Source organism: Hydrogenophaga sp., assembly GCF_041913525.1.
Lineage (GTDB): Bacteria > Pseudomonadota > Gammaproteobacteria > Burkholderiales > Burkholderiaceae_C > Hydrogenophaga.
In genome coordinates this window covers 369,156-390,202 of record NZ_JAYSFD010000002.1, presented here as the reverse complement: position 1 = coordinate 390,202, position 21,047 = coordinate 369,156, and the positions used below count along the sequence as shown (strand labels likewise).

Here is a 21,047-nt window from a genome sequence, read left to right as displayed (position 1 = left end):
AGCAACACCCGTGGGGGCATCTTAGCCACGGCGCTATGCTCGCCGCGTGAGCCGCCCCGACACGCCCCCGCCACCGCGCCAGCGCCGCATCGCGCACCTCGACATGGACGCCTTTTTCGCGTCGGTCGAGCTGCTGCGCTACCCGCAGCTCAAGGGCCTGCCCATGGTGATCGGCGGTGGGCGCCGGCGCGAAGACGAGATGCTGGCCCGCCTGCGCGCGGCCTACCCCGACCGCGAATGGGGCCCCGACACACTGGATCGCGTGCCGGTGGACTTCTTTCCCCGCCTGGGCGACTACGTGGGCCGCGGCGTGGCCACCACCGCCACTTACGAGGCGCGCCAGTTCGGCGTGGGCTCGGCCATGGGCCTGATGAAGGCGGCCAAGCTCTGCCCGCAGGCCATCTTGCTGCCGGTGGACTTCGACGAGGTGCGCCGGCTCTCTCGCCTGTTCAAGCGCACCATCACCGAGATCGCGCCAGTGATGGAAGACCGTGGCGTGGACGAGGTGTACATCGACTTCACCGACGTGCCTGGCGGCCAGCGCGAAGGCGGGCGTGTGCTGGCGCGGCTGATCCAGAAAAGCATCCAGCAGGCCACGGGCCTGACCTGCTCGATTGGCGTGGCGCCCAACAAGCTCATCGCCAAAATGGCCAGCGAGTTCCACAAGCCCAACGGCATCAGCATCGTGACGGCGGCAGACCTGCAGACCCTCATCTGGCCCCTGCCCTGCCGCAAGGTCAATGGCATTGGCCCCAAGGCCGACGCCAAGCTGCAGGCCCACGGCATCCACACCATTGGCGAGCTGGCCGCGCGCGAGCGCGAGTGGCTGATGATGAACTTCGGCAAGAGCTACGGCGCCTGGCTGCACGAGGCCGCCTGGGGCCGCGACGAGCGCCCGGTGGTCACCGAGAGCGAGCCGGTGAGCATGAGCCGCGAGACCACCTTCGAGCGCGACCTGCACGCCGTGCGCGACCGCGCCGAGCTGGGCGCCATCTTCACGCGCCTGTGCGAGCAGGTGGCCGCCGACCTGCAGCGCAAGGGCTACCAGGGCCACACCATCGGCATCAAGCTGCGCTACGACAACTTCCAGATCGTCACGCGCGACCAGACCATCCCCCACCCCACTGCCGATGCGCGCGAAATTCGCCACTGGGCGGGCCAGTGCCTCAAGCGCGTGGACCTGAGCCGGCGCCTGCGCCTGCTGGGCGTGCGCGTGGGCAAGCTTGTCAAGCCAGGGACAACAGGCGAGGCGCCGCCTGCCCAGAATCGTGCCCACCCCAAGCCACGAGACAAGGCCCCCAGCGATGAACACACCGACCTGCTTTTCCCTGAACTGGAATGACCAGGTGCTGCACCTGGTGCTCAACCGGCCCGAGGCCATGAACACCATGCACCCCACCTTCTGGCGCGAGCTGGACACCCTGCTCACCGAGGTGCACCACGAAGGCCGGGCGCGCGCGCTGGTGATCAGCAGCACCGGCAAGCACTTCACCGCCGGCATGTCGCTGGACACCTTCTCCAACGCCATCACCATGGACGAGCGCAGCGCCGAGGGGCGCGCCGCCATCTACGACCTGCTCACCGACATGCAGGCCACCTTCACCAAGCTGGAGACGCTGCGCATGCCGGTGATCTGCGCCATCCAGGGCGGCTGCATCGGCGGCGGGGTGGACATGGTGAGTGCGGCCTGCATCCGCTACGCCAGCGCCGACGCCTTCTTCTGCATCCAGGAAATCAACATCGGCATGGTGGCCGACGTGGGCACCCTGCAGCGCCTGCCCAAGCTCATTCCCCTGGCCCTGGTGAAAGAGCTGGCCTACACCGGCCGGCGCCTGAGCGCCGCGCGCGCCCTGGCCTGCGGCCTGGTGAACGAGGTGTTCGACACCCACGAGGCCACCGTGCAGGCCGCGCTGCAGTGCGCGCAGGAGATCGCCGCCAAGCCGCCCGTGGCCATCTGGGGCACCAAGCAGGCCATTCACTACGCGCGCGACCATTCGGTGGAAGACAGCCTGCGCCAGATGGGCTGGCTGCAAGGCTCGGCCTGGAGCAACGCCCACGTGCGCGAGGCCATCACCGCCATGAAGGAAAAGCGCGCCGGCCAGTTCCCGCCGCTGGCACCGCTCACGCCCTTCCAAGACCTGGGCTGAACCACGCGAAGCGGGGAGAACCACGCGAAGCGGGGAGAACCCGCACCGTGAATCCAGGGCGAGCCTGGGTGCGTATCGGAAGTGTCGGCAGCCAGCCGGCATCCGATCCACCCACCCACTCGCCCCATGACACCTCAACACCCCTCCCCCCGCCTGCGCACCCGCGCTGCCAGCGCGATCGCCCTGGCCTGCTCCACCGCCGCCCTGCTGGCGGCGCCCCTGGCCCACGCCGACACCGGCAAGCTGGTGCTCACCGGCGGCGTGAGCAGCGTCGAAGGCGCCGCCGGCGGCGGCATCAGCCCCTGGGCCGTGATCGGCACCCAGGCCACCGACGGCCAGACCGGTGCCAGCGTGCACATCAGCCGCGCCGTCACGCGCGACTACGGCCTCACCGCCACTGGCGTCGCGGTGGGCCTGAACGACCGGCTGGAGCTGTCGCTGGCGCGGCAAGACTTCAACACCCGCGCCACCGGCACCGCCCTGGGCCTGCCCGGCCTGCACCTGAAACAAGACATCCTGGGCGCCAAGCTGCGCGTGGCCGGTGACGCCATCCTCGACAGCGACACCCTCATGCCCCAGGTGGCCGTGGGCGTGCAGGTGAAGCACCTGCGCTCCAGCGGGCTGGACGCCACGCTGCAGGCACTGGGCGCCAAGCGCACCGGGGTGGACCTGTACGTCAGCGCCACCAAGCTCTTCCTGGCGCCAGGCATCTTGGTCAACGGCACGCTGCGCGCCACCCGCGCCAACCAGAACGGACTGCTGGGCTTTGGCGCCTCGCTGGGCGGGGCCGACGGCGGCTACGAGCTGCAGCCCGAGGTGTCGGTGGCCTGGCTCTTGCGCCCCAACCTGGCCGTGGGCGTTGAGGTGCGCGGCATGCCCGACAAGCTGCGCCGCGCCGGTGCCGCCGCCGGCCTGGGCGACGGCCTGCGCGCCAGCCACTGGAAAGACGTGTTCGTGGCCTGGTCGCCCAGCAAAAACGTGTCGCTCACCGCCGCCTACGTGGACCTGGGCCCCATCGTGCCCGCCACCACCAACGGTCGCCGCCAGACCGGTGCCTACGTGTCCGCCCAATTCGCCTTCTGAACCGGAGCCTCCGCATGAAACAGCTCATCACCGCCTCTGCCCTCACCCTGCTCAGCGCCCTCAGTGGCGCCTGCATTGCCCAGTCGCTGCCCGCCGCCTCGCCGGCCAGCGCCTACCCGGTGGCCCCGGCCCCGGGGCTGTACCAGGCCTTTGGCGAACAGGCCGGCATCCGCTCGCTCATGGACGATTTCGTGTTGCGCCTCAAGGCCGATGCGCGCATCGGCACCCAGTTCCGCGACACCAACCCGGCCCAACTGGCTGGCTCGCTCACCGACCAGCTCTGCCAACTCGCGGGCGGCCCCTGCACCTACAAAGGCCCCGACATGAAGACCGCCCACGCCGACATGGGCATCACCCGCGCCGACTTCAATGCCTTGGTCGAGGTGCTGCAAGCCAGCATGAACGCCAAAGGCATTCCCTTTGCGCGGCAAAACCAGATGCTCGCCCTGCTGGCGCCCATGCACCGCGACGTGATCGCGCCCCGGCCATGAACGCGCAGCGCCTGCGCCCAATGGCGCTGGCCGGTGCCGCGCTGGCGCTGGCCACGGCGGCCAGCGCGGCCTCGCTGCAAGTCACGGTGCTGGCGCGCGACGGCCAGCCCCTGGCCGACGCGGTGGTCAGCGTGGAGATGCCCGGCATGGCCTTGCCCGCCACGCCGGCACCGGTCACGGTGACCATCGACCAGCAAGCCATGCGCTTCGTGCCGGCGCTCACCGTGGTGCCCGTGGGCTCGCGCATCCGCTTCAGCAACCTCGACAGTTGGGAGCACCACGTGCGCGCCATTCCGCCAGACACCGGCAACAGCGCCGCCCCGGGCGAAGCTCGCCGGGGATTTGAGCTGCGCCTGCCCGGCCGCGCCGCCCACCAGGCCGCGCCCCACGCCGAAGGCGTGGTGGACAGCCCTGGCCCCTGGCGCCTGGGCTGCCACCTGCACGGCTCGATGCGCGGCCACGTCTGGGTGAGCACCACCCCCTGGGTAGGCAAAACCGACCGCGCCGGCGTGGCGCAAATCCCCGACCTGCCCGAAGGCAACGCCGTGCTGCGGGTGTGGCACTCCGAGCAGGTGGTGGAAACCACGCCCCAGGCGCTCACCCTGTCGGGCAGCGCCACCACGCGGCTGGCCACGGCCATTCAACCGAGACGGCGTTGAAAGCGTCACACCCGCCACGCCTGAGGGGCACCCCGCCTGCCCCACAATGCGCGCATGTCCGCCCAACCCGACGACACCCTCATCGCCCTGCTCGACCGCGTGGCCGCGCGGGACGAAGCCGCCCTCAAGGCCCTGTACGACCTCACCGCCGGCAAACTCATGGGCCTGGCGATGCGGGTGGTGGGCAAAACCGAATGGGCCGAAGACGTGCTGCAAGAGACCTTTCTGCACATCTGGCGCAGCGCCGGCGACTACCGCGCCAGCCTGAGCCCGCCCATGGCATGGCTGGGCCTGATCGTGCGCAGCCGCTCGCTCGACTGCCTGCGCCGGCGCGGGGCCGAGCGGGTGCACCTCACCGACGAACTCGACGACTCGCTGCAAGACACCCTCGCGGGCGATGGCGACGACCCGGCCGACCTGAGCCTGGCCAGCCAGCAGGCCTGGGCCCTGCACCAGTGCCTGCGCCAGCTCAACGCCAAACAACGCGAGGTGGTGAGCCTGGCCTACCTTCGCGACCTCAGCCACGGCGAGCTGGCCGGCCAGCTCAACCTGCCACTGGGCACCGTGAAAACCTGGATCCGGCGTGGGCTGGACCAATTGCGCCTGTGCATGGCGCGCTTTGCCTGAGGGGACTGGCATGAACCTGAGCCGACACCCCGAACTGCTGGACCGACTTGCCGCCGCCTACGCGCTGGGCACCCTGCGAGGCCGTGCCCGCCGCCGCTTCGAAGCCATGGCCCGCGAACAAGCCCCCGTGCGCGCCGCCGCCTTGCTGTGGGAAAGCCGCGTGGCCAGCTTCAACGAGTTGCCCCAGCCCCAGACGCCGGCGCCTGCCGTGTGGACCCGTATCGACAACCTGCTGGCCGCCGAGCGCGAACAGGCGGCCATGCAGGCGGCCCGCACCACGCCCGCCGCAACGCCGCCCCCCAACCCGCGCGGCTGGCTGGGCTCGCTGGCCTGGTGGCGCGGTGCCGGCGTGGCCGGTGCCGTGGCCACCGTGGCGGCGCTGGCCGTGTCGCTGGGCCTGCAAAACGAGCTGGGCCAGGAACGCACCCGCGCCAACGGCCTGCAAGCCGAACTGCAGACCCAGACCACTCAGGTGGCCCAGTTGCAGGCCGAGCTGCAGGCCAGACCCCGCATCGAGTACGTGGCCGTGCTCAACGACCAGCAAGCCAGTGCCGCGCTGCTCGTCACCTTTGACCCCGAGGGCCAGCGCCTGAACCTGCAGCGCGTGGGCGGCTTCCAGGAAGCGGCCGACCGCTCGCTGCAGCTCTGGGCCCTGCCCCCGGGCGCGGCCCCGCGCTCGCTGGGTGTGCTCTCGCGCGAACGCCTGCTGCAGCTCGCGGCCGACGCCGCCGCGCTGCGCGAAACCCCGGCCCTGGCGGTGAGCCTGGAGCCTCTGGGCGGCGTGCCCAGCGAAACCGGCCCCACCGGCCCGGTGCTGTTCCAGGGCGCGCTCATTCGCAAGCAGATCTGAAGCCCTCGCGCAGGCCCCAGACGAAAAAAAACGGCGCCAAGGCGCCGTTTCTTCATGGGGTTGGGACCGCTCAGTAGCGAGCGCCACCCGAGCGATAGCCACCGCCGCCAGCGCCAGCCTCTTTGGGGCGGGACACGTTCACGACGATCTGGCGACCGTCAACCGACTGGCCGTTGAGGCCGTTGATGGCGGCCTGGGCTTCCGCTTCGGAACCCATTTCTACAAAGCCGAAGCCCTTGGAGCGACCGGTGTCGCGGTCGGTCATGACCTTGGCAGAGGCCACGCTGCCGAAATCGGCGAAGTTGTGACGCAGGCTGGCGTCGTCAACGGAATAGGGCAGATTGCCCACGTACAGTTTGCTGCTCATGGTTGAGCCTTTCGAGAAAAGCGCGACTTGCCCGAAAACGGATGGGGCGCGCAGAAAATGGCGGTCTCGTGAAAGATGGCGCCGGAAATCAGGTGAGTTCGATGGCCTTAAGCCATCGCCCGAAACGTGTGGGCCCAGCCGTGCGTCAGTGCCACCACATGGGCGGCAGCGCGGCTGGAGTAGCTGCGGTCGAGGCGGTGCATGCGCCAGTGGGAACTGGCCCCCTCGCCGCTGCCAACCGAGACGGTGGGGTGAAAACGCCCGGTGTCGCCCGTGTGGGACGAAGGCGCGATGGTGAAACGGCCCACTTGAATGGGCTGGGGAGACAAAAGAGACATGGAGAGCGCAGGCGCCTGTGCCACCTGCGGGAGCCTGGATATCCCACCCGACTGCGGCTCGACAGCGCGGAGGAACCGGTCTTGTTGACCGGAGAGAGCGCATCCGGTGAGAACGGACGCTTCGTGAATTGCTTCAGGCCTTAGCCAAGCAACTGCCAGAGAGTTTACGACCACATCGCCATTTCACCTAATGAATTCTGCCGAGCACCCGACCAACGGCAAGGGTGCCCGGCTCGCGGGCCTCCGGCCTTCAGGCGCGCATGCTGCCGGTGCGCTCAAAGCGGGTGTGCCACGACAGCGCCTCTTCCAGCAGGTGCGGCGTGTGCAAACCGGCGCGGCCAGCGCGGCCCTCGGCCTCGGCGCGCTCCACGTAGTCCAGCAGCGCGGGCCGGAAATCGGGGTGGGCGCAGCGCTCGATCACGCGGCGCGCGCGCTGGCGCGGCGCCAGGCCGCGCAGGTCGGCCAGGCCTTGCTCGGTCACGAGAATCTGCACGTCGTGCTCGGTGTGGTCCACGTGGCTGGCCATGGGCACGATGCACGAAATCGCCCCGCCCTTGGCGGTGGACGGCGTCATGAACATCGACAGGTAGGCGTTGCGGGCAAAGTCGCCCGAGCCCCCGATGCCGTTCATGATGCGCGTGCCCATGATGTGGGTGGAGTTGACGTTGCCGTAAATGTCGGCCTCGATCATGCCGTTCATGGAAATGATGCCCAGGCGGCGAATGATCTCGGGGTGGTTCGAGATTTCCTGCGGGCGCAGCACGATGCGCTGGCGGTAGAAGTCAAGGTTGCCCAGGAACTCTTTCATGCCTTCGCCGCTGAGCGACAGGGCCGTGGCCGAGGCCATGGTCATCTTGCCGGACTTGAGCATCTCCAGCATGCCGTCCTGCAGCACCTCGGTGTAGCCGGTGAGGTTCTCGAACGGGCCCTGGTTCAGGCCGGAGAGCACGGCGTTGGCGATGTTGCCCACGCCCGACTGCAGCGGCAGCAGCTCGACCGGCAGGCGGCCCTGCTTCACCTCGTGGGCCAGGAAATCGAGGATGTGCTCGGCAATACGGTTGGAGGCTTCATCGGGCGGGGTGAAGGCGGTGTTGCGGTCGGGCGCTTGGGTTTCCACCACCGCCACCACCTTGGCCGGGTCCACGTGCAGGTAGGGCTCACCAATGCGGTCACCGGGCGCCACCATGGGAATCGGCTTGCGCAGCGGTGGGCGCTGGGTGCCGTAGTACACGTCGTGCATGCCCTCCAGCGCGGCGGGCTGCCAGCTGTTCACTTCCAGGATGACCTTGTCGGCCTGGTCAAGCCAGGTCTTGTTGTTGCCCACCGACGAGGACGGAATCAGGCGGCCGTCTTCCAGCACACCCGCCACTTCCACCACCGCCACGTTGAGCTTGCCCAGGAAGCCGAACCACACGAACTGCGCCACGTGCGAGAGGTGGATGTCGATGTAGTCCATCTGGCCCGCGTTGATGCGGGTGCGGCAGGTCGGGTCAGACTGGTAGGGCAGGCGCATCTCGATGCCGCCGACCTGAGCCAGCGCGCCGTCAAGCTCGGGCGCGGTGGAGGCGCCCGTCCAGACGCCAATGCGGAAGGTATTGCCGCCCTGGTTGGCGCGCTCGATGTGGCGGGCCAGCGCCGCCGGCACGGCCTTGGGGTAGCCAGCGCCGGTGAAGCCGCTCATGCCGACGTTGTCACCGTCGCTGATGAGGGCGGCGGCCGCGTCGGCCGACATGATTTTCTGGCGCAGGCCGGGATGGAGGATGCGAGAAGAAGCAGTCATGGGGATAGGAACCGGATAGGACCAGGGTTAACCCTGAGCGAAGGCATGGTTATATCCGCAAACGAACTGCCGCCGATCTGGTCGGCCCCCTCCCGTCAAGCGGGCGTCACTGGCGCGCGGTGCGAATGTTGGCCGGTGGTTGCTGCGGGTGGCTGGTGCGCCAGGGGTTGATGTCCAGGCCGCCACGGCGCGTGTAGCGCGCGTACACGCTGAGCTTGGTGGGCTGGCAGCGCGTGAGGATGTCCATGTAGATGCGCTCGACGCACTGCTCGTGAAACTCGTTGTGCTCGCGAAAGCTCACCAGGTAGCGCAGCAGGCCTTCCTGGTCGATCTGCGGGCCGGTGTAACGAATCTGCACGCTGCCCCAGTCGGGCTGGCCGGTGACCAGGCAATTGCTCTTGAGCAGGTGGCTCACCAGGGTTTCGGTGACGGGCTGTTCGTGCAAGGCGGCGCGCAATAACTCGGGCGCGGGCTGATAGTGGGTGCATTCCACATCGAGCCGGTCCAGGTTGACGCCATCCAACTCGTGCACCGGCTCGCGGTCAAAGACCTCGGGCAGCAGCAGCTTCACGCCCGCGCTGCCCTGCACCGCCTCGCCGTGCCAGATGGCCGCGCTGATGTCGGCGCGGATGCGATCGCGCACCGCGTCGGCGCTCTCGAACACCGACTGGTTGAAGCTGTTGAGGTAGAGCTTGAACGACTTGCTCTCCACGATGTGCGTGCTCTCGGCCGGGATCGTGATGTGCGCGATGGCCACCTGCGGCTTGCCGCGCGGGTTCAGCCACGACAGCTCGAAGGCAGTCCAGAGATCGGCCCCCAGGAAGGGAATGCGGCCGGTGATGCCGATCTCTTGCCGCTTCGCGGCGCGCGGCAGCGGGTACAGCAGGCTGGGGTCGTAGCGGTCAATGTAGGCCGATGCCTTGCCCAGTTGGGACTGTTCGGGGGTGTTCTGGCTCATGGGGCCCTCAGACAAATTCGCGTTCGCGCAGCCACTTGGTGGCCACCCATTTCTCGCCCTCGATCACCGGCGCGCCGCCGTGCAGCGTGCGGGTGGCCGGGTGCGGCCGGTCGTAACTGAAAAAGACGGCATGCCCCCGCACCGGCGCCACCTCCAGCCCCACGTCGGGGAAGGTGGTGCCGCCGCCGCGCATGGGCTCGTTGAGGTACATCACCAGCGTGGCCACGCGCTGGCCGCCGCGGCGCAAGATGGTAGGCGTGCCCGGCTCGTCGGGGTCGAAGTAGTCGTAGTGCGGCTTGTACTCGGCGCCCGGGCGGTAGTGCAGCACCTGAATGCCCTCGCCGTTTTGCACCGGCCAGTTCACCAGGCGGGCGATGCGCGCCTCCAGCGCCGCCACCTCGGGCGTCTCGCCCCGGTTGAAGAACATGCCGCTGCTGGTGCGGTCGGGGTTGAGCTCTTCGCCGCCGGTCTGCGTCTGCACCGTGAGCGAGCGCGCCAGGCGCGGGCGGGCCGATTCGATCAGCGCCTCGCACTCGATCTCGCTCAACAGGTTGCCCAACACCACCACACGGGGGTTTTGCAGGCTGGCGATCACGTCCACCCAACGGTCACCCGCGTCAAGCCGGCGCGGTGCCCCCGCGAGGTTCAGCATGGGCACGGCACTCACCGCGCTGGTCGTGCTGGCGGCCTGGGCTGCGGCCTGCTTCGCCGCCAGGTGCTCGCTGAGCGCGCTTTCCATCGCGGCCACGGCCACCGCCTCTTGCCAGCCGGCCTGGCGCATGGCGGTCAACACGTCATCGGGCCGCACGCCGGCGCTGGCCTGCTCGACGATCCAGCGGCGCAGTTCGGGGGTGATCTGTTGCATGCGCGCTCGCCTCCTCAGGGCTTGGCCTCGCGGCGAAACACCAGGCGGTCGGCCTCGGAGGCCGCCGGCACAAAGGCATAGCCCTCCAGGTCAAAGTGCTTGAGCTGCTCGGGCGTGGTGGCGCGGTGCTCGGTGGCCCAGCGCACCATCAGCCCGCGCGCGCGCTTGGCCATGAAGCTCACCACCTTGTAGCCAGCGCCCTTGCGCTCTTCGAACACGCAGGTCACCACGCGCGGCTTCAGCGCCTTGCGGTCCACGGCCTTGAAGTACTCCTCGCTGGCCAGGTTGACGACCACCGGGCTCTTGTCGGCCGCGGCGCGTTCGTTGAGGTACTCGGCAATGCGGGTGCCCCAGAAGGCGTACAGGTTCTTGCCACGGGTGGTGGCCAGGCGCGTGCCCATCTCCAGCCGGTAGGGCTGCATCCAGTCGAGCGGGCGCAGCACGCCATACAGGCCGCTCAGGATGCACAGGTGCTGCTGCAGCCAGTCCAGGTCGTCGGCACCCAGGTTTTTGGCGTCCAGGCCGCCGTACACATCGCCATCGAAGGCCAGCACCGCCTGCTTGGAATTGCGCGCGGTGAACGTGGGTTGCCAGGCCTGGTAGCGCGCCACGTTCAGGCCCGAGAGCTGGTCGGACAAGTCCATCAGCTCGGCAATCTCCTGTGGCGACTTCTCGCGCAGCACCGCAATGAGTTCGGTGGCTTGCGGCACGAACAGGGGCTGGGTGTGGGTGGTGACGTGGGCCGGGGTCTCGTAGTCCAGGGCCTTGGCGGGTGAAATCAAAAACAGCATGGGCGTGGGCGCAAGGCGCCAAGAAAAAAGGGCTTCCCAAGGAAGCCCCGATTATCGCGAGACCGCGCGTCTACTTCAGGTCACCGGCCAGGCTGGCCAGGGTCTCGGCGGGGATGCTCACGTGCCACGGGTAGTGGGTGTGGTCACACCCCAGCTTCACCGCCGCCCCGGCCCGGATGGACGCGACCATGGGCGGCGTGAACTCGAAGCGCAGGAAGTGCACGGCCGAGGTCTTCTCGGCGTTCTCGCGGTCCAGGTCTTCGTCGGCGATGGCGTACACGCGGGGATGGCCCTCGACCTCGACAAACAGCCGGTCTTCCACGCCGATCAGCCGCGCCAGTTCCCGGCGCCGCTCGTTGATGTCGGGGTACTCGATCAGCAGCGTGGCCTTCCAGTTGTGGCCATCGGGCACCAGCGGCGCATAGGCATCGATCTCGTGGGCAATGCCCTCTTCCTCAAAAATCTTCTCGATGCGCAGCATCTCCTGGATCTGGTAGCGAATGCTCAACTCGCTCTCGAACTGCACATTGAGGTGGTCGCCCAGGCGCACCGAGCGCAGTTGCCGGTGCGCCATGACCTCGGGCTTGTGCGCCTTGCGCCACTTGCTGTAGGCCTCCAGCGTCATCAGGCTCTCAGGGGTGATGTGTCCAGTCAGTTGCATGCGGTCTCTCCTGTGGGGCCGGTCATTTCAGGCCGTAGGCCTTGGCCACCAGGCTCAGCGGGTGCTGCAGCTCAGGGGCGCCCAGGCCATTGACCTCAAAGCCCTGGGCGATGTGGTGGCCGCCCAGCGGGCAGTCAGAGCTGATGAAGTCGGGCTTGCTGCCGTCCTTCATGGTGGCCATGGCCTTGAACACCGGCTTGCCGATTTTCATGGCCTGCTGGTGGTAAGCCTTCTTCACGCCAAAGGTGCCGGCGTGGCCCGAGCAGCGCTCGATGGTGTTCACCGTGGTGCCCGGCACCATCTTCAGCATTTCCTCGGTCTTCTTGCCAATGTTCTGCACCCGGCCGTGGCATGGCACCTGGTAGCTGATGTTGCCCAGGGCCTGGGGAAACTCAGTCTTGAGCAGGCCGTCGCGCTTGCGGGCCATGAGGTACTCGAACGGGTCCCACATCGCGTCTTTCACCAACTGGGTGTCGGCGTCGCGGGGAAACATCAGCGGAATCTCTTGTTTGAACATCAGCGCACAACTGGGCACCGCGGCCAGGATGGCAAAGCCATCGCGCGCGTACTTGGCCAGCACCGGAATGTTGGCCTCCTTGGCCTGGCGCACCGAGTCCAGGTCGCCCAGTTCCAGCTTGGGCATGCCGCAGCACTTCTCTTTCTCGACGATGGTGTACGCAATGCCGTTGTGGTCGAGGATCTTGAGCAGGTCCAGGCCGATGCCCGGCTCGTTGTAGTTGATGTAGCAGGTGGAAAAAATCGCCACCTTGCCCGGTGTGCGCTCACCGTCCACCACCTGCTGCGCCTGCGAGTCGGGCGCAGCCGAGCGGAAGCGCTTGCTGGCCAGCTCGGGCAGCCAGGCGTTCTCGTCCACACCCAACGTGTTCTCCATCAAATGGCGCGCGGTTTTGTTGTGCGCCACCGCATTGGCCACTTGCACCACGATGGGAATGCCGGCGAACGAGCCGTGCAGGTCGGTGGACGCCAGCAACTTCTCGCTGGTCTTGACCTCACCCTTCTTGAACTTGATGGCCTTGGCCCGCAGCATGGTGTGCGGGAAATCCAGGTTCCACTCGTGCGGCGGCGTGTAAGGGCACTTGGTCATGTAGCAGAGGTCGCACATGTAGCACTGGTCCACCACCTTCCAGTAGTCCTCCTTCTTCACGCCGTCCACTTCCATGGTGGACGACTCGTCCACCAGGTCAAACAGCGTGGGGAAGCTGCCGCACAGGCTCACGCAGCGGCGACACCCGTGGCAGATGTCGAAGATGCGCTCCAACTCGTCGAAGCACTTGGCCTCGTCGTAAAAGTCGGGGTTCTGCCAATCCAGGGGGTGGCGCGTGGGCGCCTCCAGGTTGCCTTCTCTGGCCATGGGCACTCCTTCTTGTGGTCACGCTCTGTGGCGAAGGTGATCGCGCCAAGCGTCGTCTCCTGCTTGGGAACTCGTGGGCTCTATCGTGTGCTCTTGTCAGTGCCCAGCGGCAAGCAAGCACCTGGGCACTGACAAGAACACCCCCGCCAGAGGGGGAGTGCATCGAGAACGCCGCGGAACCGGCTCTGCCGGGCCGCAGGCGTTGCCCCCTTGAGGGGGTCGCGCGCAGCGCGGCAGGGGTGGGTCAGTCAACCAGCTCGTTCAGCGCCTTCTGGTAGCGGTTGGCGTGCGAGCGCTCGGCCTTGGCCAGGGTCTCGAACCAGTCGGCGATTTCGTCAAAGCCTTCCTCGCGCGCCGTCTTGGCCATGCCGGGGTACATGTCGGTGTACTCGTGGGTTTCACCCGCCACAGCCGACATCAGGTTCTGGCGGGTAGAGCCGATCGGCAGGCCGGTGGCCGGGTCACCCGACTGCTCCAGAAACTCCAGGTGGCCGTGGGCGTGGCCGGTTTCGCCTTCGGCGGTGGAGCGGAACAGCGCGGCCACGTCGTTCTGGCCTTCCACATCGGCCTTGTTCGCGAAGTACAGGTAGCGGCGATTCGCCTGCGACTCGCCGGCAAACGCCTCTTTCAGGCACTGCTCGGTCTTGGAACCTTTCAACACAGCCATCGTTATCTCCTTCACGTGGGTTGAAGAACCGCTCAACCGGCCGCCCTGGCCCGGTGCCGCGCCCGTTGAGGCACGCAGACGTTAAGCGCAGGGCAGACCGCCGTCTAATTGTTCTGGACTATGCGGCGCATTGGGATTGGCTATAACCCTCGGGTCACCGATTCGCCCAGACCCGCGACCCATGCCCCCAGGGGTGGTCGAATAAAATTCGCGGTCTTTCTGCCTCCCCTGGCGGTGCCTGTGCATGGCACCGCCGCCACCCCGGCACACCCCCCATGACCGATACCCTGCAGCAACCCGGCCTTGCGGCCCTCGCCAAATCGTTCGAACCCGCCCCGCTGGAGGCCCGCTGGGGCCCCGAATGGGAGCAGCGCGGCTATGGCCGCGCCGGCGTGCGTGGCACCGGCCAGCCCCAAGCCGACGCGCCCTCCTTCTGCATCCAGCTCCCGCCGCCCAACGTCACCGGCACGCTGCACATGGGCCACGCCTTCAACCAGACCATCATGGACAGCCTCACGCGCTACCACCGCATGATGGGCGCCAACACCGTCTGGGTACCGGGCACCGACCACGCGGGCATCGCCACCCAGATCGTGGTGGAACGCCAACTGCAAGAGCAAGGCATCAGCCGCCACGACCTGGGCCGCCCGGCCTTCACGCAGAAGGTGTGGGAGTGGAAGGAAAAGAGCGGCAACACCATCACCACCCAGATGCGCCGCATGGGCGACAGCGTGGACTGGGACCGCGAGTACTTCACCATGGACGAGAAGCTCTCGGGCGTGGTCACCGAGACCTTCGTTCGCCTGTACGAGCAAGGCCTCATCTACCGTGGCAAGCGCCTGGTGAACTGGGACCCGGTGCTCAAGACCGCCGTGTCCGACCTGGAAGTGGAGAGCGAAGAAGAAGACGGCTTCCTCTGGCACATCAGCTACCCGCTGGCCGACGGTTCGGGCGCCCTCACCGTGGCCACCACCCGCCCCGAGACCCTGCTGGGCGACGTGGCCGTGATGGTGCACCCCGAGGACGAGCGCTACACCCACCTGGTGGGCAAGAGCGTGAAGCTGCCGCTGTGTGACCGCGAAATCCCGGTGATCGCCGACGCCTACGTCGACCGCGCCTTCGGCACCGGCGTGGTGAAGGTCACCCCGGCCCACGACACCAACGACTACGCGGTGGGCCAGCGCCACGGCCTGCCCATCATCGGCGTGCTCACGCTAGACGCCACCATCAACGACAACGCGCCCGAGAAATACCGCGGCCTTGACCGCTTCGTGGCCCGCAAGGCCGTGGTGGCCGACCTGGAGGCCGCCGGCCTGCTGGTGGAGACCAAGAAGCACAAGCTCATGGTGCCGCGCTGCGCCCGCACCGGCCAGGTGATCGAGCCCATGCTGACCGACCAGTGGTTCGTCGCCATGAATCAAGTGGGCCAAGGCGACGCGACCGGCAAGAGCATCGCGCAAAAAGCCATCGACGCCGTGCAGTCCGGTGAGGTGAGCTTTGTGCCCGAGAACTGGGTCAACACCTACAACCAGTGGATGAACAACATCCAGGACTGGTGCATCTCGCGCCAGCTCTGGTGGGGCCACCAGATTCCCGCCTGGTACGACGAAGACGGCCATGTCATCGTGGCCCGCAACGAGGCCGAGGCCCAGGCCAAGGCGCCGGGCAAGACCCTCACGCGCGACCCCGACGTGCTCGACACCTGGTACTCCTCGGCCCTGGTCCCGTTCTCGACCATGGGCTGGCCGAACCAGACCGACGCCGCCACCGACGACTTCAACCTCTACCTGCCCAGCAGCGTGCTGGTCACGGGCTACGACATCATCTTCTTCTGGGTCGCCCGGATGATCATGATGACCACGCACTTCACCGGCCGCGTGCCGTTCAAGCACGTGTACATCCACGGCCTGGTGCGCGACGCACAAGGCAAGAAGATGAGCAAGTCCGAAGGCAACGTGCTCGACCCGGTGGACCTGATCGACGGCATTGCACTGGCCCCGCTGCTGGACAAGCGCACCACCGGCCTGCGCAAGCCCGAGACCGCGCCCAAGGTGCGCAAGCAGACCGAGAAGGAATTCCCCGAGGGCATTCCCGCCTACGGCGCCGACGCGCTGCGCTTCACCTTCGCGGCACTCGCCTCGCTGGGCCGCAGCATCAACTTCGACAGCAAGCGCTGCGAGGGCTACCGCAACTTCTGCAACAAGCTCTGGAACGCCACCCGTTTCGTGCTGATGAACTGCGAAGGCCACGACTGCGGCCTCAAAGAACACACCAAGGACGAATGCGCCGTGGGCCAGCCCTTCCACGGCTACCTGAGCTTCAGCCAGGCCGACCGCTGGATCGTGTCCGCCCTGCAGCGCGTGGAAGCCGAGGTGGCCAAGGGCTTCGCCGAGTACCGCCTGGACTTTGTCGCCAATGCCATTTACGACTTCGTCTGGAACGAGTTCTGCGACTGGTACCTGGAAATCGCCAAGGTGCAGATCAACACCGGCGACGCCGCACAACAGCGCGCCACCCGCCGCACCCTGATCCGCACGCTGGAAACCCTGCTGCGCCTGGCCCACCCCATCATCCCCTTCATCACCGAAGAGCTGTGGCAGAAGGTGGCCCCCGTGGCCGGCCGCTCGGGCGATTCGGTGAGCGTGGCCGCCTACCCGGTGAGCCAACCCGAGCGTATCGACGAGGCCGCCGAGGCGCACGTGGCGCGGCTGAAGTCGCTGGTGGACGCCTGCCGCACCCTGCGCGGCGAGCTGGGCACCTCGCCCGCCACCCGCCTGCCGCTGTACGCCTTGGGCGACGCCGCCTTCATGCGCAGCGCCGCCCCCGTGCTGCAGGCCCTGGCCAAGCTCAGCGAGGTGAAGGTGTTCGATGACGAAGCCAGCTGGGCCGCCGCCGCGCAATCCGCCCCCGTGGCGGTGGTGGGCGATGTGCGCCTGTGCCTTTACATGGAAATCGACGTGGCGGCGGAGAAGGCCCGCCTGACCAAGGAAGCCACCCGCCTGGAAGGCGAAATCGCCAAGGCCCAAGGCAAGCTGGGCAACGAGTCCTTCGTGGCCCGTGCACCGGCCGCCGTGATTGAGCAAGAGAAAAAGCGCGTGGCCGACTTCGGCGCCACGCTGCAGAAGGTGCGCGAACAGCTCGCCCGTCTGGGCGCCTGATCGGCGCTCCCTCCAATGCAAACGCCCCGGGTGACCGGGGCGTTTTGCTTGGTGGCGACGACAGTCGCCGAAGGTGCGGACTCAGCGCCGCAGCGCCGACAGACCGCCCCACTGCGAGGGCGTGATGGTCTGCGGGTCCATCGGCACCGAGTCGTCGAACGCCGGGTCAAACACCGAAAAGTCGCTGTTCGCCGCCTCGCGGCGGGCCTCGGACGGCGTCAAACATTCGTGAATGCGGTGGGCCACGTACCAGCTGGAACGCAGCTTGGCCTCGCGGGTGTGCGAGCCCAAACGCGGCGTGAGGTGCAGGTTGGGAATGCCGTGCAGCGGCGAGCCCGGGGCCACAAATTGCGGGTTCGCGCCGTCAAGCAGGCAGGCGTCGATGCGGCCATCGCACAAGGCCAGTGCCAGGGCTTCGGGCTCGAACAAGGCACTGCGGCTCACGCCCACCCACAACTGGCCAGGCTTGCAGTGGTTGAGCAGGCGCTCGTTGATGAAGCCCTTGAAGCGCGAGGCGTAGACCATCTGCAGCGAAATGGCGTCTGACTGGGCCAGCAACTCGTCCACCGGCACCGGCTCCACCTGCAACTGCTTCCAGAGATCGGCCGCGTGGTGCACCGCCGGGTCGTAGCCCAGCAGGCGAACGCCCAGGCAACGCAGCATGGGCGCCAGCGTGTGGGCCACCGGTGCCAAGCCCAGCAGGCCAATGGTGCTGCCACCCAGTTCACGGCCCATGCGAACCTGGCCCAGCCGGCGCCCCAACAGGGCACTGACCATGCCCCGCCGGTACAGCATCAACAGGCCATAGAGCAGGTACTCGGCGTTGGAGCGCAGCGTAGCGCTGCGTGCCTGCAGCACCTTGATGTTGCGGCGGGCGCAGGCGTCCAGGTCGGTGTTGTCGGCCGAGGCCTGCAACCGGGCAATGACCTCCAGCTTGGGGGCGTGTTCAAGAAACTCGCGCGACACCACCACGTGCGGCGGCAACACGAGGGCGCGGCAAGGCGCTATCGCCTTGCGCAGTGCCTGCGGGTCATCGCCCAACTCGGGCAAATACGTGACGACGTGGCGCTCCTGCAGCCACGCCAGGGCCTCGGGAACCAGGGGATCGACCAGCAGGACTTCCATGGCACCCAGACCTTGAATGCTCAGCGCCGCCGCAGCACGCTGATGAACTCGCTGCCCACCGTTTCCTGCGCCACCAAGTCGTTGCCGGTCTGCTTGGCGAAGGCTTGGAAGTCGCGAACCGAGCCCGCGTCAGTGGCGATCACCTTCAGGGTCTGGCCACTGTTCATGTTGGCCAAGGCCTTCTTGGCCTTGAGAATGGGCAGAGGGCAGTTCAGGCCCCGCGCGTCGAGTTCTTGGTCAGCGGTCATGGCAAAAAAGTTCTCAAAAGTTGGCTGATTCTATGCGCCAGTGGCCGGTCGCGCATCGTCCAAAAAGGTGGGCTCTATGCCCCGTGACCTAAGCCACGAAGCCAGGGCCAGGCCTGTGCCCGCACGCCAACAACGCACTTGATTGGGTGCAATCCATTTGTACTCAACCAATTCAGGGGAAAGAGACACCTCGCCGGTGACCACCGCGTGGTAGGTGATGATCACCTGGTTCATGCGCTGGAAATCGTGCACCGCCACCAGACTCAGGGACTGGGTCTGCAGCGCCGTTTCCTCGGCAATTTCGCGGCGGATGCCGTCTTCTGGCGATTCGCCCGCTTCCATGAAGCCGGTGATGAGGCCGAAAAATCGCCCAGGCCAGGCCGCGTTGCGCGCCAGCAGCAGCTCGCCATTGCGCTCAATAATGGCTGCCAGCACTGGCGTGGGGTTGTTCCAGTGCGTGAAGTCGCAGTCGGTGCAGCGCAAGCGCTGCACCATGCCGCTGTCCTCAGCCTGGGCTCGCAGTTCCAGCGGTGAGGCGCAGGATGGGCAGAAGCGGTAGGCGCTGGACATGCGCGGCGCCGCTCAGGCCGGGAAGACGCCGGTGGACAGGTAGCGGTCGCCCCGGTCGCAGACCACGAAGGCGATGGTGGCGTTCTCCACCTGGGCCGCGATCTGCTGGGCCACCCAGCAGGCGCCCGCGGCCGAGATGCCGGCGAAGATGCCCTCTTCCCGGGCCAGGCGCCGGGCCATCTCTTCTGCCTCGGACTGGTCCACATAGACCAGTTGGTCCACGGCGCTGGGGTCGTAGATCTTGGGCAGATACTCTTGCGGCCACTTGCGGATGCCCGGAATGCGCGAGCCCTCGCTGGGCTGGGCACCGATGATCTGGATCGCCGGGTTCTTCTCTTTCAGAAAGCGCGAGACGCCGGTGATGGTGCCGGTGGTGCCCATGGCGCTGACGAAGTGGGTGATGCGCCCGCCGGTCTGCTCCCACAGCTCGGGGCCGGTGGTTTCGTAATGGATGCGGGGGTTGTCGGGGTTGGCGAACTGGTCGAGCACCACGCCCTTGCCCTCTGACACCATCTTGTCGGCCAGGTCGCGCGCGAACTCCATGCCGCCACTCTTGGGGGTCAGGATGAGTTCGGCACCGAAGGCCTTCATGGTCTGAGCGCGTTCAATGGACAGGTCCTCCGGCATGATCAGCACCATGCGGTAGCCCTTGATCGCGGCGGCCATGGCCAGCGCGATGCCGGTGTTGCCAGAAGTGGCCTCGATCAGGGTGTCGCCGGGCTTGATGGTGCCGCGCTCTTCGGCGCGGCGGATCATCGACAGCGCCGGTCGGTCTTTCACGGAGCCCGCCGGGTTGTTGCCTTCGAGCTTGCCCAGAATCACGTTGCCACGGCGTGCGTTATCAGCAGCGCCGATTCGTTGCAATGCCACCAGGGGCGTACGGCCGATGGCGTCCTCAATGGTCGGGTAGTTCATGCTGGCACTGTGCCATAATTTAGGACTTCCCCTCCTGCCGGAGTGGCGAAATTGGTAGACGCAGCAGATTCAAAATCTGCCGTTGGAAACAACGTGCCGGTTCGATTCCGGCCTCCGGCACCAGTAAACACAAGCGTTTTGGCGTAAGTGGCTACTGACAAAGAACGATCATTTCCGCTATCGTTCCGCCGCGCTTTCCGCTTTGATCGCCAGAAACCTGGCCGGCTATCACAGTAAGCGGCTGCTCACTTGGAAACGCCTTTGACCTTCTCCAAGGTGCGCAGACCACCGATACCGAGAAGGCCGCCCAGGGTGTAGACCAGCAAATCAGCATCCACAGCCGGGGGAGCAGGCCAGCCTTTGGCCTGCGCCAGCCACACAAGCAGGTTGTGCCCGACCGTGGCATAGACCAGACCAACACCGCACGACCAACCTACGAATGGCCTCCATCCCGCGACAAACACGGACGGGTGCGCAGCCTCTTTTGCGTTGATCTCAAGTTGCGCCAGGGTGGTTTGCAGGTCTCCTGACTGGGTGAGCTTCAACAGCTCTAGCTCGGCCTGCGCCTTCTGTGCCGGGTCTGGAAACAGGCGGTCAATGATCTTCTCGCCAAGCTCAAAGACTGAGCCCAAAAGCAAAGGGTTCATGCTGTCTCCAGAATGTCAGCCAGTCGGCGGGTCCAGCCACGCGAGAATGCTGGCCAGGTGGACAGGCCGGCCATGAATCGCAGTCGTTCCCCAACCATCTTGCGCACCACTTGATCGGGGTTGGCTTCGTTGACCAGGCGCATGGTTTGCGGGCCGATGGCACCATCAATCGACGCACCGATGGCCGATTGCAGCCACTTCACGGACTGCCGAACACCGGAGTTCACCGCCGCGTCAAACAGCGGATAGCGGATGGCTTCGGGCATCTCGTCGGCCCTCACCGCGTCCCAGTACAGATCGCGGTAGATGGCTTTTGCCGTGCTCACCGGAAGCTCGGCCATTGGCCCGTTGTAGCCGTGAGCGCGGGCGACCTTGATGGTGACGCCCCACATGGTCTCGCCACCGGGGTCTGAGGGGTGACTGCTGTAAGACCCCTCATGCCCGAGAAGCCGGTGAAATGCCTGGTCAAAGGTCATTTGATGAGCCCCTTGGACTGAAGCCACAGGAACAGCGCGATGGACGATGCTCCAACGACATAGACAAACTTCTGAACCACGTTTTTCCCGACCTCTCGGTAAACCTGCTCAGTCAGCTTTGCGACGGCTTTTTCTGCCGCCCTCTCCGCAATTTCGTCGATCTGGGATTCGGTCAGTTGGGTGAAGTTGGCATCTGTCATGTCAGTCCTTTCACGCGCTGCGCAGCGGCGTCGAGTTGGAACAGGAGGTCGT

Annotated in this window: 24 protein-coding genes and 1 tRNA gene; 9 read left to right on the top strand and 16 right to left on the bottom strand. The window is 66.9% G+C overall.

Annotated elements, in window-relative coordinates:
* Window positions 1-103: 103 nt before the first annotated feature.
* From ACE3RQ_RS04800 to ACE3RQ_RS04770, 7 genes are all read left to right on the top strand, one after another.
* Window positions 104-1,342 carry a DNA polymerase IV gene (locus ACE3RQ_RS04800; protein WP_374520531.1) on the top strand — a complete coding sequence of 413 codons (1,239 nt, stop codon included), beginning with the start codon at window positions 104-106 and terminating at the stop codon, window positions 1,340-1,342.
* The gene (locus ACE3RQ_RS04795) at window positions 1,305-2,147 is read left to right on the top strand and encodes an enoyl-CoA hydratase-related protein (protein ID WP_374520439.1); all 843 of its coding nucleotides are present in this window, start codon (window positions 1,305-1,307) and stop codon (window positions 2,145-2,147) included. Before ACE3RQ_RS04800 ends, ACE3RQ_RS04795 begins: the two co-directional genes overlap by 38 nt.
* 126 nt (window positions 2,148-2,273) lie before the next feature.
* Window positions 2,274-3,230 carry a DUF3034 family protein gene (locus ACE3RQ_RS04790; protein ID WP_374520437.1) on the top strand — a complete coding sequence of 319 codons (957 nt, stop codon included), beginning with the start codon at window positions 2,274-2,276 and terminating at the stop codon, window positions 3,228-3,230.
* Window positions 3,231-3,244: 14 nt separating this feature from the next.
* Window positions 3,245-3,721 carry a group 1 truncated hemoglobin gene (locus tag ACE3RQ_RS04785; RefSeq protein ID WP_374520435.1) on the top strand — a complete coding sequence of 159 codons (477 nt, stop codon included), beginning with the start codon at window positions 3,245-3,247 and terminating at the stop codon, window positions 3,719-3,721.
* Complete coding sequence (locus ACE3RQ_RS04780) at window positions 3,718-4,380, top strand: plastocyanin (protein ID WP_374520433.1); 663 nt, start codon at window positions 3,718-3,720, stop codon at window positions 4,378-4,380. Before ACE3RQ_RS04785 ends, ACE3RQ_RS04780 begins: the two co-directional genes overlap by 4 nt.
* A gap of 54 nt (window positions 4,381-4,434) precedes the next feature.
* On the top strand, window positions 4,435-5,007 hold the full coding sequence (locus ACE3RQ_RS04775) for an RNA polymerase sigma factor (RefSeq protein WP_374520431.1): 573 nt from the start codon (window positions 4,435-4,437) through the stop codon (window positions 5,005-5,007).
* A gap of 10 nt (window positions 5,008-5,017) precedes the next feature.
* Complete coding sequence (locus ACE3RQ_RS04770) at window positions 5,018-5,857, top strand: anti-sigma factor domain-containing protein (RefSeq protein ID WP_374520429.1); 840 nt, start codon at window positions 5,018-5,020, stop codon at window positions 5,855-5,857.
* 70 nt (window positions 5,858-5,927) lie between these two features.
* Here the strand turns inward: ACE3RQ_RS04770 and ACE3RQ_RS04765 are convergent, their stop codons facing one another.
* The 9 genes from ACE3RQ_RS04765 to ACE3RQ_RS04725 form a co-directional block, all read right to left on the bottom strand.
* Window positions 5,928-6,224, bottom strand: coding sequence for an RNA recognition motif domain-containing protein (locus tag ACE3RQ_RS04765; protein ID WP_374520427.1), 297 nt, complete (start codon window positions 6,222-6,224; stop codon window positions 5,928-5,930).
* Window positions 6,225-6,331: 107 nt separating this feature from the next.
* Complete coding sequence (locus ACE3RQ_RS04760; RefSeq protein WP_374520425.1) at window positions 6,332-6,562, bottom strand: hypothetical protein; 231 nt, start codon at window positions 6,560-6,562, stop codon at window positions 6,332-6,334.
* A 250-nt stretch (window positions 6,563-6,812) separates the two neighbouring features.
* Window positions 6,813-8,342 carry an acetyl-CoA hydrolase/transferase family protein gene (locus tag ACE3RQ_RS04755; protein WP_374520424.1) on the bottom strand — a complete coding sequence of 510 codons (1,530 nt, stop codon included), beginning with the start codon at window positions 8,340-8,342 and terminating at the stop codon, window positions 6,813-6,815.
* Window positions 8,343-8,448: 106 nt separating this feature from the next.
* Window positions 8,449-9,300: an NADPH-dependent 7-cyano-7-deazaguanine reductase QueF gene (gene queF, locus ACE3RQ_RS04750; RefSeq protein ID WP_374520422.1), complete on the bottom strand. Its 852-nt coding sequence runs from the start codon at window positions 9,298-9,300 to the stop codon at window positions 8,449-8,451.
* 7 nt (window positions 9,301-9,307) lie between these two features.
* Entirely contained in the window at window positions 9,308-10,165 is an 858-nt protein-coding gene (locus tag ACE3RQ_RS04745) for a 2OG-Fe(II) oxygenase (protein ID WP_374520420.1), read from the bottom strand.
* Between the two features lie 14 nt (window positions 10,166-10,179).
* Window positions 10,180-10,956 carry a peroxide stress protein YaaA gene (gene yaaA / locus ACE3RQ_RS04740; RefSeq protein WP_374520418.1) on the bottom strand — a complete coding sequence of 259 codons (777 nt, stop codon included), beginning with the start codon at window positions 10,954-10,956 and terminating at the stop codon, window positions 10,180-10,182.
* Between the two features lie 70 nt (window positions 10,957-11,026).
* A complete protein-coding gene (locus ACE3RQ_RS04735; RefSeq protein ID WP_374520416.1) occupies window positions 11,027-11,617 on the bottom strand; it encodes a DUF3501 family protein in 591 nt (196 codons plus the stop codon).
* 22 nt (window positions 11,618-11,639) lie between these two features.
* Window positions 11,640-12,989 carry a (Fe-S)-binding protein gene (locus ACE3RQ_RS04730; RefSeq protein ID WP_374520414.1) on the bottom strand — a complete coding sequence of 450 codons (1,350 nt, stop codon included), beginning with the start codon at window positions 12,987-12,989 and terminating at the stop codon, window positions 11,640-11,642.
* Window positions 12,990-13,233: 244 nt separating this feature from the next.
* The gene (locus tag ACE3RQ_RS04725; protein ID WP_374520412.1) at window positions 13,234-13,656 is read right to left on the bottom strand and encodes a rubrerythrin family protein; all 423 of its coding nucleotides are present in this window, start codon (window positions 13,654-13,656) and stop codon (window positions 13,234-13,236) included.
* Between the two features lie 275 nt (window positions 13,657-13,931).
* Here ACE3RQ_RS04725 and ACE3RQ_RS04720 point away from each other — a divergent pair, with 275 nt between their 5' ends.
* The gene (locus tag ACE3RQ_RS04720; RefSeq protein WP_374520410.1) at window positions 13,932-16,814 is read left to right on the top strand and encodes a valine--tRNA ligase; all 2,883 of its coding nucleotides are present in this window, start codon (window positions 13,932-13,934) and stop codon (window positions 16,812-16,814) included.
* A gap of 81 nt (window positions 16,815-16,895) precedes the next feature.
* Here ACE3RQ_RS04720 and ACE3RQ_RS04715 read toward each other — a convergent pair whose 3' ends face one another.
* Genes ACE3RQ_RS04715 through cysM form a run of 4 tightly spaced genes read right to left on the bottom strand, consistent with a single transcriptional unit; the run spans window position 16,896 to window position 19,672 of the window.
* Window positions 16,896-17,939 (bottom strand): NAD(P)-dependent oxidoreductase, encoded by a 1,044-nt coding sequence (locus tag ACE3RQ_RS04715; RefSeq protein WP_374520408.1) that lies wholly within the window; start codon window positions 17,937-17,939, stop codon window positions 16,896-16,898.
* A gap of 20 nt (window positions 17,940-17,959) precedes the next feature.
* Window positions 17,960-18,187, bottom strand: coding sequence for a sulfurtransferase TusA family protein (locus ACE3RQ_RS04710; protein ID WP_374520406.1), 228 nt, complete (start codon window positions 18,185-18,187; stop codon window positions 17,960-17,962).
* Between the two features lie 30 nt (window positions 18,188-18,217).
* The gene (locus ACE3RQ_RS04705) at window positions 18,218-18,757 is read right to left on the bottom strand and encodes an NUDIX domain-containing protein (protein ID WP_374520404.1); all 540 of its coding nucleotides are present in this window, start codon (window positions 18,755-18,757) and stop codon (window positions 18,218-18,220) included.
* 12 nt (window positions 18,758-18,769) lie between these two features.
* On the bottom strand, window positions 18,770-19,672 hold the full coding sequence (gene cysM, locus ACE3RQ_RS04700) for a cysteine synthase CysM (RefSeq protein WP_374520403.1): 903 nt from the start codon (window positions 19,670-19,672) through the stop codon (window positions 18,770-18,772).
* A 36-nt stretch (window positions 19,673-19,708) separates the two neighbouring features.
* On the opposite strand from cysM, the gene ACE3RQ_RS04695 reads away from it, so the two are divergent.
* Window positions 19,709-19,795: transfer RNA gene (locus ACE3RQ_RS04695), tRNA-Leu, on the top strand.
* A 122-nt stretch (window positions 19,796-19,917) separates the two neighbouring features.
* Here the strand turns inward: ACE3RQ_RS04695 and ACE3RQ_RS04690 are convergent.
* From ACE3RQ_RS04690 to ACE3RQ_RS04680, 3 genes are read right to left on the bottom strand one after another with little or no spacing between them, the layout of a single operon-like run.
* Window positions 19,918-20,319 (bottom strand): 3TM-type holin, encoded by a 402-nt coding sequence (locus tag ACE3RQ_RS04690; protein WP_374520401.1) that lies wholly within the window; start codon window positions 20,317-20,319, stop codon window positions 19,918-19,920.
* Entirely contained in the window at window positions 20,316-20,795 is a 480-nt protein-coding gene (locus ACE3RQ_RS04685) for a glycoside hydrolase family 108 protein (protein ID WP_374520399.1), read from the bottom strand. The genes ACE3RQ_RS04690 and ACE3RQ_RS04685 overlap by 4 nt, the downstream gene beginning before the upstream one ends.
* Window positions 20,792-20,995 carry a hypothetical protein gene (locus ACE3RQ_RS04680; RefSeq protein ID WP_374520398.1) on the bottom strand — a complete coding sequence of 68 codons (204 nt, stop codon included), beginning with the start codon at window positions 20,993-20,995 and terminating at the stop codon, window positions 20,792-20,794. The genes ACE3RQ_RS04685 and ACE3RQ_RS04680 overlap by 4 nt, the downstream gene beginning before the upstream one ends.
* Window positions 20,996-21,047: the final 52 nt, after the last annotated feature.